Origin of the sequence: Dyella caseinilytica (assembly GCF_016865235.1) — a bacterium.
In the GTDB taxonomy this organism is placed as follows: Bacteria; Pseudomonadota; Gammaproteobacteria; order Xanthomonadales; family Rhodanobacteraceae; genus Dyella_B; species Dyella_B caseinilytica.
The window spans coordinates 943,262-955,084 of record NZ_CP064030.1; the positions used below are offsets into that span (position 1 = coordinate 943,262).

12 protein-coding genes are annotated in these 11,823 nt (G+C 61.6%); 5 read left to right on the plus strand and 7 right to left on the minus strand.

All coding sequences use genetic code 11. The annotated features are described in order from the left end of the window. Nucleotides 1-313: 313 nt before the first annotated feature. Nucleotides 314-1,144, minus strand: coding sequence for a kinase (locus tag ISN74_RS03785; protein ID WP_188799495.1), 831 nt, complete (start codon nt 1,142-1,144; stop codon nt 314-316). Nucleotides 1,145-1,184: 40 nt separating this feature from the next. Here ISN74_RS03785 and pdxH point away from each other — a divergent pair, with 40 nt between their 5' ends. The 3 genes from pdxH (at nt 1,185) to ISN74_RS03800 (ending at nt 3,122) form a co-directional block, all read left to right on the plus strand. Continuing rightward, a complete protein-coding gene (gene pdxH / locus ISN74_RS03790; protein ID WP_188797533.1) occupies nt 1,185-1,772 on the plus strand; it encodes a pyridoxamine 5'-phosphate oxidase in 588 nt (195 codons plus the stop codon). A gap of 11 nt (nt 1,773-1,783) precedes the next feature. Continuing rightward, complete coding sequence (locus tag ISN74_RS03795; protein ID WP_188797535.1) at nt 1,784-2,224, plus strand: secondary thiamine-phosphate synthase enzyme YjbQ; 441 nt, start codon at nt 1,784-1,786, stop codon at nt 2,222-2,224. 88 nt (nt 2,225-2,312) lie between these two features. Beyond that, complete coding sequence (locus ISN74_RS03800) at nt 2,313-3,122, plus strand: cobalamin-binding protein (RefSeq protein ID WP_203546696.1); 810 nt, start codon at nt 2,313-2,315, stop codon at nt 3,120-3,122. A gap of 289 nt (nt 3,123-3,411) precedes the next feature. Here the strand turns inward: ISN74_RS03800 and ISN74_RS03805 are convergent, their stop codons facing one another. Both ISN74_RS03805 and proC read right to left on the minus strand, forming a co-directional pair. Beyond that, nucleotides 3,412-3,987, minus strand: coding sequence for a YggT family protein (locus ISN74_RS03805; RefSeq protein WP_188797539.1), 576 nt, complete (start codon nt 3,985-3,987; stop codon nt 3,412-3,414). 16 nt (nt 3,988-4,003) lie between these two features. After that, on the minus strand, nt 4,004-4,825 hold the full coding sequence (gene proC / locus ISN74_RS03810; protein ID WP_188797541.1) for a pyrroline-5-carboxylate reductase: 822 nt from the start codon (nt 4,823-4,825) through the stop codon (nt 4,004-4,006). 448 nt (nt 4,826-5,273) lie between these two features. On the opposite strand from proC, the gene ISN74_RS03815 reads away from it, so the two are divergent. Both ISN74_RS03815 and ISN74_RS03820 read left to right on the plus strand, forming a co-directional pair. Next, nucleotides 5,274-6,311, plus strand: coding sequence for a type IV pilus twitching motility protein PilT (locus ISN74_RS03815; protein WP_188797543.1), 1,038 nt, complete (start codon nt 5,274-5,276; stop codon nt 6,309-6,311). Between the two features lie 153 nt (nt 6,312-6,464). Continuing rightward, a complete protein-coding gene (locus ISN74_RS03820) occupies nt 6,465-7,634 on the plus strand; it encodes a PilT/PilU family type 4a pilus ATPase (protein ID WP_188797545.1) in 1,170 nt (389 codons plus the stop codon). A 163-nt stretch (nt 7,635-7,797) separates the two neighbouring features. Here the strand turns inward: ISN74_RS03820 and ISN74_RS03825 are convergent, their stop codons facing one another. The 4 genes from ISN74_RS03825 to ISN74_RS03840 form a co-directional block, all read right to left on the minus strand. After that, the gene (locus ISN74_RS03825) at nt 7,798-9,570 is read right to left on the minus strand and encodes a hypothetical protein (RefSeq protein WP_188797547.1); all 1,773 of its coding nucleotides are present in this window, start codon (nt 9,568-9,570) and stop codon (nt 7,798-7,800) included. A gap of 169 nt (nt 9,571-9,739) precedes the next feature. Beyond that, nucleotides 9,740-10,666, minus strand: a complete 927-nt coding sequence (locus ISN74_RS03830) for an aspartate carbamoyltransferase catalytic subunit (RefSeq protein WP_188797549.1) — start codon at nt 10,664-10,666, stop codon at nt 9,740-9,742. Nucleotides 10,667-10,769: 103 nt separating this feature from the next. Further along, entirely contained in the window at nt 10,770-11,201 is a 432-nt protein-coding gene (gene ruvX, locus ISN74_RS03835) for a Holliday junction resolvase RuvX (RefSeq protein WP_188797551.1), read from the minus strand. Then, entirely contained in the window at nt 11,198-11,773 is a 576-nt protein-coding gene (locus ISN74_RS03840; protein ID WP_188797553.1) for a YqgE/AlgH family protein, read from the minus strand. The genes ruvX and ISN74_RS03840 overlap by 4 nt, the downstream gene beginning before the upstream one ends. Nucleotides 11,774-11,823 lie beyond the last annotated feature (50 nt).

Sequence of the window (11,823 nt, forward strand, 5' to 3'; positions counted from 1 at the left end):
GCGTTGAGCGATGTTGTGTGGCGCGTGCCGTACGTGATGGTGGCTGCGAATCGAGTGATGCATTCATCACGCATCGGCGTCGCAGCGCATGGATTAAGGCTGATTCATACGGCACAGCACGCGTGCAGGAACTAAACCCATGCTCAGGTTGATAGATGTGGAGTGTGAGTGAATCAAATGAAAGTGACGTAGGCATTCACAGACTGGAATGCGATGGAAGAATTATGGGTGCGCCGCACAAAGCGACCAATAGTTCTAATCCTAAAATTGCGCGGCCTTTCGTGAATGTGGAACGGTAGGCATACCGGTCCGATCAGCTGTGGTTGAGGCCAGTCACGTGATGTTCGGTGTCATATTCGACACAGGTATCGGCGAGCACCGGCAAGGTCGCCAGGGCGTGACGGCTGAGCCGTTCGAAATGCGCAAGAAAGCGCTTCATGGATTCGGCGTCCATGGCCAATGGCGCACCACGGGCCAGCAACTCCTTTTCCGTTTCGCTGCGCCAATTGCGCACCACTTCCCAGTTCGGCGCCTGCAACACCACCAGTGCATCGAGCTTACGCCACAGCGGCTGATACGCGCGCAGTTGCTTGTTGACCCAGTGGCGCCAGCGGCCGTCCGGGTCCTCGGTACGTTCCAGCTCGTTGACGGGATCGTCCAGGGTGCTGTCCAACTGGGGGCGCAGGCCCAGCGCCCAGCCTTCCACGATCACCAGCCGGGGTGGGCGTATGACGCGTGGCCAGCGTGAAGGCGGCGTGCGGGTATCGCGACCCTTGTCGAAGCGGGGCCAGGTGACTGGCAATTTGTCGGAGGCGTGCGGCAGCGCGGCAAGCACGGAGAGCAGCAGTTCGATTTCGTGGGTGCCTGGCACTCCGCGCGTGCGCAGCAGCGGATGGACTTGATGCGCCAGTGCTTCGCGTTCGCTGCGTGAGTAGTAGAAATCGTCCAGCGACAGGACTTCGGTGGGCCAGCCACGATGTTCGGCCAGGGTCTTGATCACCCGGGCGAGGGTGCTCTTGCCGCTGCCCTGCAGCCCGGACAGGCCAAGCACGTACGGCCGGTGCGTCCGCGCGATGCGGCCGGCGTAGTGATCCAGCAGGTGCCCGGCGAGGGCCTGATTCTGCGTGCTAGCATCCTCCTTCATCGCGTCATGATGACGTGCGTGCGCCACGATTCAAGTCCCTATGCTGAAACCCGAGATTCTTGACACTTTCCATACACTGCTGGATCAGGCGGTGGCCAGCGGCGATCCTGAGCCGACTGCCATGAGCCTGTCCAGTGTCGACGCGGCCGGGCGGGTCAGCGCGCGCATCGTCCTGCTCAAGGGCGCGGATCAGCGCGGCTTCCGCTTCTTTAGCAACTACCAGAGCGATAAGGGCGTGCAACTGGACGCGCACGCCCAAGTGGCCCTGTGCTTCCATTGGAAGCGCTTGCGCGAAGGCGTGCAGGTGCGGATCGAAGGCTTAGCGCGCAAGTTGCCGGGGGAGGAGTCGGATGCCTACTTCGCCAGCCGTCCGCGCGGCAGTCAGATCGGCGCCTGGGCTTCGCTGCAATCGCAGACGCTGCCGGCACGCGAGACGTTTGAGCAACGCGTGGCGCATTACGAACAGCAGTTTGCCGATCGCGACGTGCCACGTCCGCCGCATTGGGGCGGCTACCTGGTCGAGCCGGACATGATCGAATTCTGGTACGGCGCCAATTTCCGGCTGCATGAACGCGTGCGCTGGGATCGCCATGGCCAGACCTGGACCAGCAGACTCTTGTATCCCTGAGGCGACCTGCGATGAGCCGAGCGACTCCTGCGGAACACATCGCGCAAAACGGCTTCACGGTGCACACCCGTGGCCGCGGCTTCAGCGAGATTACCAGCAAGGTGGCCGAACTGATCACAGCCAGCGGCGTACATACCGGTATCGCCAACATCTTTACCGCACACACCAGTTGCTCGCTGCTGATTAGCGAAAATGCCGATCCCGCTGCGCGCACCGATCTTGAGCGCTGGTTTGCGCGCGCCGTGCCTGATGGCGACGCGATCTTCCAGCACGATGCCGAAGGTCCGGACGACATGCCGGCCCACGTGCGCGCCATCCTCACCGGCGTGAGCCTGACGATCCCCGTGCATGGCGGCAAGCCGCAGCTCGGAACCTGGCAGGGGATCTATCTGTGGGAGCATCGCGTGGATCCGCATCAGCGCAAGGTGACTGTGACGGTGTTTGGGCATTGAGATGCTTGGGCGGCCTTGACGTTGCTGGTCATCCTGGCCTGCGCCGCGGCGACGTTGGGGACTCCCGCGTTCATTTAGCTAATTGATGATGAAAACCAACGACCCTTTTCCCCACCGCATCGTCTGTCTTACCGAAGAACCCACCGAAGTGCTCTACGCGCTGGGCGAGGAAGATCGCATCGTCGGCATTTCCGGCTTTACCGTGCGCCCGCCGCGTGCGCGCAGGGAAAAGCCGAAGGTCTCGGCATTCACCAGCGCCAAGCTGGATGAAATCCTCGCGTTGAAGCCGGATCTGGTGATCGGTTTTTCCGATATCCAGGCCGATATCGCACGTGAATTGATCCATGCCGGCATCGAAGTGTGGATCAGCAATCACCGCAGCGTGGAAGGCATTCTTGCCTACATCCGCCGGCTCGGCGCGATGGTTGGCGCCCATGAGAAAGCCGAGCAGTACGCACAGCGCGCGGAAGCGCATCTTGAAAAAGTGCGTGCCGCCGCCGCGCAATGGCCGCGGCGACCGAAGGTCTACTTCGAGGAATGGGATGAACCCATCATCACCGGCATCCGCTGGGTGGCGGAGCTGATCGGTGTAGCCGGTGGCGATGATGTGTTTCCCGAGCACTCGCGCGAATCGCTGGCCAAATACCGCATCCTTGCCGACGGCTCCGAAGTGGTCGAGCGTGCGCCGGATATCATCCTCGGCTCATGGTGCGGCAAGCGTTTTCGCCCGGAGAAAGTTGCGGCGCGTCCCGGCTGGGACGTCATTCCCGCTGTGCGCAACGGTGATGTGCACGAGATCAAGTCACCGATCATTCTTCAACCTGGACCGGCCGCTTTGTTCGACGGCCTCGACGCCATTCATGCGGTGATTGCCAACTGGTCATCACGGCGGACATAAGCCTGTCCATGCGTCTTCAGAGGAGGGCTTGGGTCTAGGATTTTTCCAGTTTTTTTTATGATCTCAATGACGTTCGCAGAGCTTGAATCTTCCTTGAAATAAACTGATCGCCGAGTCGTCATTCCGGCCTTCGCCGGAATGACGACTCGGTGGTCTAAGAAGTTGTAGCTAGCTCGGGTAGTTTCCTGGCTTTGCTGGAATCAAAGAGCCAAAAATACGGAAATGCCTCGGGCCGGGAAGCACTTCACCGCGCAGCACCATAAAGCCAGCGGCAGTGCAGGCCGCAGTATCAACCACCTTGCGCGAGCCGTGAACCCAGATCGAACAGCGGCGCGGCCATCAGGATGCGCGCCAGCAGCAGCACGATGACCACCACTGTCGGCGAGAAGTCGATGCTACCCACCACCATCCTGCCGCGCAGCGGGCGCAGCACTGGCTCGATGATGGCGCCGGCAAGCCGGATGATGGGCTGATACGGATCGGCCGAGAGCATGGTGAGCAGCGACCAGCCAAAGATCACGATGATGTAGAACAGCAGCACGAAATCGAGCAGGTCCGCGAGCGACAACACCAGCAGACCCGGTAGCAGCGGCATGAAGCCGCCCAGGCCGAAGATCAGCAGACGCTCGATCAGCAATGTCAGCCACACCATCAGCAACGCCGCCAGATTGATGCGCCGCCAGTTCGGCAACACCCGACGGATGGGCCTCAGCACCGGATTGGTGTAGCGGTAGATGAACTGGCTGAGCGGGTTATGGAAATCGGCGCGTGTCGCTTCGGCCGCCACGCGCACCAGGAACAAGGTGGCGATCATGGCAAAGGCCACTTGGATCAGCATAGATAAAGCGTTGAGCAGGTAAGACATCCGGGCGTCCTTAAAATTATGCTTTGTCCAACATGGCGGCCAGCTCTTCGCCACGGCGCGTGGCGGCGGCCACGGCGCGTGCGACCACGCGCGGCAGCTGATCGGCGCTGAAGCTTTCCAGTGCGGCCTGGGTGGTGCCGTTCGGAGAGGTGACGCGCTGGCGCAAGGTGGCGGGCGCTTCGTTGCTTTCGACCATCATGCGCCCCGCGCCCAGGCAGGTCTGGGCGGCCAGGATGCGTGCGGTTTCGCGCGGCATCCCTTGCGCGACAGCCGCATCTTCCAGTGCTTCCACGATGGCGAAGAAGTACGCCGGACCGGAGCCGGAGATGGCGGTGACCGTATCCATCGCCTTTTCATCATGGATCCAGCGAGTGATACCCACCGCATCCAGGATGTGTTGCGCCTGCTCGCGCTGTTGCGGCGTCACGCGCAGATTCGCACACAAGCCAGTCGCGCCCGCGCCGATCAGGGCAGGGGTGTTGGGCATGCAGCGTACGATCGGCAACAGGTTGCCAAACCAGCGTTCGAGCTGGTCGATGCGTACGCCTGCGGCGATCGAGATCAATAGTGGACGATTACGCAGCAGGGTGTCGCGCAGTTCGGCGTGGATCGCCGGCATGATCTGTGGCTTCACGGCCAGCACCAGGACATCGGCATCCGCCGCGGCCTGACGGTTGTCGGCGAACGTGGCGACGCCAAAGTCGCGCCCGAGCGATTCGCGCGTCTGCGCCGACGGTTCGGCTACGCGCAGGTTGGCAGGGGCCGCGCCGGTCTTCAGCAGGCCGCCGATCAGGCTGCGCGCCATGTTGCCGCCGCCGATGAATGCAATACGTGTCATGTTGCCCAAATCCGGCCAGTTCCAGATCACCTACCTTACCGGAGGTGGGTGTTATGAAGAACCCTGCCGAGGCTCCCCTAAGAGCTGCCCGATGGGGTGTTTTGATGGTGTCAAAAATCTTGCCGTCGTACCGGTGCAGGCCGGGATACGGCGTCTTTGACGCAGGGAAAGTCACTGGGTCCCGGCCTGCGTCGGGACGACGGTGAGGAAGTGTATGGATCTTCTACTCCCATGGATCCACGTCGTTTCTGTGCTCACGCCCGCATTTAGGTGATTGAAAGACTGGCTGTTCCACCATCGCCCCGAGTAGTATCGAGCCGGCTGCAAGGGATAGGGGGAGCGGCGAGGCAGACATGCCCGTGCCCGCGCGTCCGTCCAAGGTGACCTACCGTCGTCCTGTTTGTGGCTGAGTTTTCATCATTGACGATCGGTTGAGGGGAAACACCCGATGGACATCGCCGAACTGCTTGCCTTCTCGGTGAAGAACAAGGCGTCCGACTTGCACCTGTCGGCGGGCCTGCCGCCGATGATTCGCGTGGATGGCGACGTTCGCCGCATCAACATTCCCGCCCTGGAACACAAACAGGTGCACTCGCTGATCTACGACATCATGTCGGACAAGCAGCGACGCGACTATGAAGAATTCTACGAGACCGACTTCTCCTTCGAGATTCCCGGCCTTGCCCGTTTCCGCGTCAACGCGTTCAACCAGAACCGCGGCGCGGGTGCGGTGTTCCGTACCATTCCGTCCGAAGTGCTTACCCTGGACGACTTGGGCTGCCCGAAGATCTTCCGCGAGCTCATCGAGCAGCCGCAGGGCCTGATCCTGGTAACCGGTCCGACCGGTTCGGGCAAGTCCACCACGTTGGCGGCGATGGTGGATCACATCAACAAGAACGAATACGGCCATCTCCTCACCATCGAGGATCCGATCGAATTCGTGCACACCTCGCAGAAATGCCTGGTCAACCAGCGCGAAGTGCATCGCGATACGCATGGCTTCAACGAGGCACTGCGTTCGGCGCTGCGCGAAGATCCGGACTTCATCCTCGTCGGCGAGTTGCGCGACCTTGAAACCATCCGCCTGGCGCTTACCGCTGCGGAAACCGGACACTTGGTATTCGGCACCCTGCACACCAGCTCGGCGGCCAAGACCATCGACCGCATCATCGACGTGTTCCCGGCCGGCGAAAAACCGATGGTGCGCTCGATGCTGTCCGAATCGCTGCGCGCGGTGATCTCGCAGACGCTGCTGAAGAAAGTCGGCGGCGGCCGCATGGCGGCGCACGAGATCATGGTCGGCATCCCCGCCATCCGCAACCTGATCCGCGAGGACAAGGTGGCGCAGATGTATTCCTCGATCCAGACCGGCCAGCAATACGGCATGCAGACGCTGGATCAGAACCTGCTCGACCTGGTGAAGCGCGGCGTGATCGCGCGCCAGCAGGCGCTCGGGTATGCGAAGAACAAGGAAGTGTTTAAGTAGAGCCGGGAATGAGGCGTGGAGAACAGGGAACCGCAAGAGCGGATTCCTGTTAGCCATGACTCATTCCGCAGCAAGCGCTGGGAACCGGAAGCGCGGCTTTTTCAACGATTTCCCATTCCCGATCCACGATTCCCCTCCCGAAGGGAGAAGGCCATGAGCGAATTCGATTTCACCTCATTCCTGAAGCTGATGGTCCACAAGAAGGCTTCGGACCTATTCATCACGGCCGGTGTGGCGCCATCGATGAAGGTGCAGGGCCGCATTGTGCCCATCACGCAAAGCCCGCTGTCGCCGCAGCAATCGCGCGACATGGTGATCAACGTGATGACGCCGGGACAGCGCGAGGAATTCGAAAAAACCCACGAGTGCCAGTTCGCGATCTCCGCGCAGGGCGTGGGCCGTTTCCGTGTGTCCTGCTTCTACCAGCGCAACTGCGTGGGCATGGTGCTGCGCCGGATCGAATCGAAGATTCCGTCCATCGAAGAACTGGGCCTGCCGCCGGTCATCAAGCAACTGGCGATGACCAAGCGCGGCATCATCATCTTCGTCGGTGCGACCGGTACCGGTAAATCCACCTCGCTGGCGTCGATGATCGGCTACCGCAACCAGAATTCGAGCGGTCACATCATCACCATCGAAGACCCGATCGAATACGTACACAAGCACGAAGGCTGCATTGTCACGCAGCGCGAACTGGGTATCGATACCGATAGCTGGGAAAACGCGCTGAAGAACACGCTGCGCCAGGCACCCGACGTGATCATGATCGGCGAAGTGCGTACGCGCGAAACGATGGAGTACGCCATCAACTTCGCTGAAACCGGCCATCTGTGCCTGTGTACCCTGCACGCCAACAACGCCAACCAGGCTATCGACCGCATCCTGCATTTCTTCGCGGAAGACCGTCGCCAGCAGTTGTTCATGGACTTGTCGTTGAACCTCAAGGGCATCGTGGCGCAGCAGTTGATCCCAACACCCGACGGCAAGGCCCGCCGCGTAGCCATGGAAGTGATGCTGGGCACGCCGCTGGTGCAGGACTACATCCGCCAGGGCGAGGTCCACAAGCTCAAGGAAGTGATGAAGGAATCCACCAACCTCGGCATGATGACCTTCGACCAGAGTCTGGTGCAGCTCTACCAGGCTGGCGAAATCAGCTACGAAGATGCGCTGCGCCACGCCGACAGCTCCAACGAAGTACGCCTGCGCATCAAGCTGTCGCAAGGTGGCGATGCGCACACCTTGTCGCAGGGGTTGGAAGGTGTGGAGTTGGAAGAGGATCGCTCAAACCAGAATGGTATCGGCGGCGGGTTCGTGCGTCGTTGATAATCGGTGCATATGAGGGCCCGACTTTTTGTAGGCCGTCATTCCCGCTTTCGCGGGAATGACGGTGATTAGGGTTGCGTTTACGCCTTACTCACCGGGCAGCGCCAAAGAAAAAGGAGCCAATCGGCTCCTTTTTCATGTGCATCGATAACGCGGCAAAACGTTACTTCAATTCCGTATGCGTGGTGATCACCAAGCCCTGATCACCCATCTTCACATTCGCGCCAATCGCCTTGATATGCGCCGCTTCGGATTCCATCGCCGCAAACTGCGCCTTGGTACTGGCGAGCGAGGCGGCGTTCTTCTGATCATCCTGCTGCGGATCGGAGCTGTCGGGGTTTAGCGCCGATGCCATGTTGGCGGCATTCTCGGCGTGCTGTTCCATCAGCTTGATCCAACTGGTGTACATGTCGCCATCCAGGTGCATGCGCATCAGGTCGCCCGCGTCGCCGCCCGGTTGCTTGAGCAGGTCGGTCAGTTTCCCATCCTCGCCGTCACCAACGGCAAGACCCAGCGACTTGGCGCCCATGGCTGCCCAGCCGGTCTCGCCCAGCGCATTGGTCAACTGAGCAGGCAGTGCCACCGGTTGGCCGTTGCTGGTGAGCCGGACGCCGGCGATCAGCGGGCTGGTCACTTGCGCCATGGCGAGCAGGCCTGCCGGGTTATTGGTGCCGACGACCACGCGGCCAGCCAGCTTCGGCATACCGCCATTGGGGTTGGGGGTGTAGCTGTCCAGTGCAATATGCAGACCCAGCAGGTCGCCGATTGGCGGCACGGCCGCTTTCTGCATGCCTTCGCCAATATTGCTGAAGCTTTCGTTGAGGTTTTCCAGCATCGGGCAGCTGAAGGGTTTGGCTGCTACCGCATCTGCCTGCGCGCCCCAGAACGCACGCAGTTGGGTCATCGGCAGGGCTACGCTCACCTCGAACGGTGCCGTGGCGTCACTGCCCAAACCCGGCAGCTCCACTTTGAGTGCATTGAACGCGCTGACGATATCGCTGGCGAGCGTGACGTCAAAGCGCATGTCGCGATGCTTGTCGTCCAAGGTGGTGTAGCCAAAGCTCATCAGCGGTATACGGGCCGCGATGCGGTTGGCATCGGTCTGACAGCTGGCGGGCACCTGTATCAGGTTCGTCACCGGTTCGCCGGTTTTGGCCGATTCGCCTTCGGCACGGGTCTTCAGCAGCGCCAGCGCCAGCGGATCCTGTCCGCCGCTGGCCAATGGCAGCAGACGGGTCAGGTCGATCTCGCCCACTGCCCACTTGGCATAGCCCTTGGCCTTGGCCAGGTCAGTCAGAGTGTCGGTGTCCTGGATGCTCTTGGCGGGGCGGTCCAGGCCCAGCGCCTGGCGCACCAGCGGCTGCGTCGCGTCATCCGGCAGCATGGCCAGCACGGCCTGCTTGCCGACCACGGCGATGAGGAATTGCAGATGTGAGGCCGGCGCGACATAGCGCTGGTAGCTCTGCGTACCCAGCGTCACCACTTCGAACTTTTTGCCGTAATCGCTCTGGATCTTGGTCACGAAGCTCTGGAAGGCGTTGACGTCCGCCAGTTGCATGCGCACCACCGGGGACAGGCCCAGGCCATAGAACGCGCCGTAACCCTTGGGATCGATGCCAGTGTCCTGGATGACCTGTGCAGCGCTCTTGCCATCGAATTCGCCGGCCACGGTGCGCAGGTACTTGGCCATATCAGGGTCAGTAGCCTGGATCTGGTCGGCCTGCGCTTTCATCTGTGCCACTTGCGCCGGAATTTCAGCGTCAGCCTGGGCTAATAGGGCCTCGCGCGTGCTGTCATCGAGCACGTCCAGGTTGGCGATCACGTAGGGGGTATCCGCCGGCACGAAGGCCAGGGGGGCATCCTTGTCTTTGTGCGAGCAGGCGGCCAGCATCAAGCCAGTCAACGCCAGCGCCAGCACGCGCTTGGTCGTACGCATAATCATCCCCGGGTCAGGTGTTTGTTACCGCAACATTATGCCCGCTTCTGGAGAAAAGCGGGGGTAAATGCTTGTAGATCGGCAGTTTTTCAGCCGTCATGGCCGCGTGCCCGATGGTGCTGGCACGCGTGCGATGGCCTGATCTGCGCGTTGACGCGTTCCGCTCGTATCAGCGTGCGAGCATTTCGGCCAGCACCGCCATGCGTACGAACACTCCGTTGGCTACCTGTTCCAGAATGCGTGACTGGGGGCCATCGGCGACATCAGGGGCAATTTCAATGCCGCGGTTGATCGGCCCCGGATGCATCACCAGACAGCCACGCGCCGCCTTGGCCAGGCGACGTGTATCAAGGCCGTATTCGCGGAAATAGGCTGCTTCGTCGGGCAGATCGATGCTGGCCATGCGTTCCTTCTGCAAGCGCAGTGTGATCACTGCATCGGCGCCTTCGATCGCCTGATCGAAGTTGTCGTAGAAGCTGCAGCCAGGAAATTCGCCGGCGTCGGGCATCAATGCCGCTGGGCCGCACAGGCGAATTTCCTTCGCACCCAGCTTGCTGAAGGCGTGCACGTCCGAACGCGCGACGCGCGAGTGTTTCACATCCCCGCAGATCACGATGATCAATCGGCTGAAATCCGGCCGATGCTGACGAATGGTCAGCGCATCGAGCAAACCTTGCGTCGGATGTGCACGATTGCCATCGCCGGCATTGACCACCGAGACGCCGCTCATGGCGTGCTTCACCAGTTCATCCGGCGTGCCCGATACCTTGTGCCGCACGATGATGGCGTCCAGATGCATGGCTTCCAGCGTGTGCAGCGTATCGAACAGTTCTTCGCCCTTGGCGGTGGAAGAAAAGCCGATATCGAAATTGATCACATCCGCGCCTAAGCGTCGTGCCGCCAGCTCGAACGAGGTGCGCGTACGCGTGGACGGTTCGAAGAACAGATTGAGGATGGTGCGCCCGTTGAGCAGATCCAGCTTGCGCGTACCGTGCGCACACGCGTCGCGCATGGTGATGGCGCGATCCAGCAAGCGCTCGATGCATTCGCGCGGCAGGTTTTCAAGCGTGGTGAGGTGGCGCAGGCGGGCAATCATGATGGCTGTCTTTAGGTGTTGTTATTGGAAATGAGGCCGGGCCTCTATCAAAAAAACGTCGCACTGCAATGACACGTGATGTTTGTTGTGGGTGCCAGATTATTCATGCCGCATCCGCGCCTTGATGCAGCCAGCGTTCCAGAATCACCGCCGCCGCTTCCGCATCGATCTGCGCCGCATCGCGGCGACGCTTCAGCCCTGCAGAGCGGGCATGGGCGAAACGCTGCGCTGCTTCGCGCGAGCTGTGGCGTTCATCGACCAGCATCACCGGGATCTGGTAGCGATCATGCAGATGCCCTGCAAAGCGGCGGGCGCGTTTGCTGGAGGGTTGTTCTTCGCCTTCGAGCGTCAACGGCAGGCCCACGACCAGGGTCTCTGGTAGCCATTCGCCGCGCAGGTTGTCCAGCGCCGTCCAGTCCGGGGTGTCGTCGCGCATGGCAATGGTGGCGATACCACGCGCGCTTGCCGTGACGCGATTGCCGACTGCGACGCCGATGAGTTTGCTGCCGACGTCGAAGCCGAGCACGCAACTCATGCGTGGCCCGCGTAGCCGGGTAGTTGCAGCGGGTCTACGCCGACCAGCCCGGCGGCAGCGCTCCAGCGTTCTTCCAGCGGGGTGTGAAAGATCACCCGCTCATTGGCTTCTGCGGTGAGCCAGGTGTTGTCCTTGAGCTCCTGTTCGAGCTGTCCCGCGCTCCAGCCGGAATAGCCCAGCGCCATCAGCGCCAGCCTTGGACCTTCGCCGGCGGCCATGGCGACCAGAATGTCGCGTGAGGTGGTCACCGACCAGTCGCCGTTGATGCGGTAGCTCGATTCCCAGTGGCCGTGCTCGCGATGCAGCACGAAACCGCGTTCCTGCTGCACCGGGCCGCCGATCAGCACCGGCGCGTCGGCCAGTTCGTGGTCGGCACAATCCAGTTTCATTTGCGCCAGCACATCGCCGAAGCGGTATTCGGACAACTGGTTCACCAGCAGGCCCACCGCGCCGTCCTCATCGTGCTGGCACAGAAAGGCCACGCCGCGAGAAAACGGCGGCTCGGCCAGGCTGGGCATGGCGATCAGGAACTGCCCGGCGAGGGACTGGGGAGTGTTGGGGATGGGCCGCATGGTGCCATTGTAAGCGTTGAGAAGCGCCGCGTCTGCCGCGCGCCGGCAGG

What these genes read in the sequence shown, in the direction of transcription:
- ISN74_RS03785 (WP_188799495.1), bottom strand. Translation starts at nt 1,144, where the DNA reads ATGAAGGAGGATGCTAGCACGCAGAATCAGGCCCTCGCCGGGCACCTG.
- pdxH (WP_188797533.1), top strand. Translation starts at nt 1,185, where the DNA reads ATGCTGAAACCCGAGATTCTTGACACTTTCCATACACTGCTGGATCAG.
- ISN74_RS03795 (WP_188797535.1), top strand. Translation starts at nt 1,784, where the DNA reads ATGAGCCGAGCGACTCCTGCGGAACACATCGCGCAAAACGGCTTCACG.
- ISN74_RS03800 (WP_203546696.1), top strand. Translation starts at nt 2,313, where the DNA reads ATGAAAACCAACGACCCTTTTCCCCACCGCATCGTCTGTCTTACCGAA.
- ISN74_RS03805 (WP_188797539.1), bottom strand. Translation starts at nt 3,987, where the DNA reads ATGTCTTACCTGCTCAACGCTTTATCTATGCTGATCCAAGTGGCCTTT.
- proC (WP_188797541.1), bottom strand. Translation starts at nt 4,825, where the DNA reads ATGACACGTATTGCATTCATCGGCGGCGGCAACATGGCGCGCAGCCTG.
- ISN74_RS03815 (WP_188797543.1), top strand. Translation starts at nt 5,274, where the DNA reads ATGGACATCGCCGAACTGCTTGCCTTCTCGGTGAAGAACAAGGCGTCC.
- ISN74_RS03820 (WP_188797545.1), top strand. Translation starts at nt 6,465, where the DNA reads ATGAGCGAATTCGATTTCACCTCATTCCTGAAGCTGATGGTCCACAAG.
- ISN74_RS03825 (WP_188797547.1), bottom strand. Translation starts at nt 9,570, where the DNA reads ATGCGTACGACCAAGCGCGTGCTGGCGCTGGCGTTGACTGGCTTGATG.
- ISN74_RS03830 (WP_188797549.1), bottom strand. Translation starts at nt 10,666, where the DNA reads ATGATTGCCCGCCTGCGCCACCTCACCACGCTTGAAAACCTGCCGCGC.
- ruvX (WP_188797551.1), bottom strand. Translation starts at nt 11,201, where the DNA reads ATGAGTTGCGTGCTCGGCTTCGACGTCGGCAGCAAACTCATCGGCGTC.
- ISN74_RS03840 (WP_188797553.1), bottom strand. Translation starts at nt 11,773, where the DNA reads ATGCGGCCCATCCCCAACACTCCCCAGTCCCTCGCCGGGCAGTTCCTG.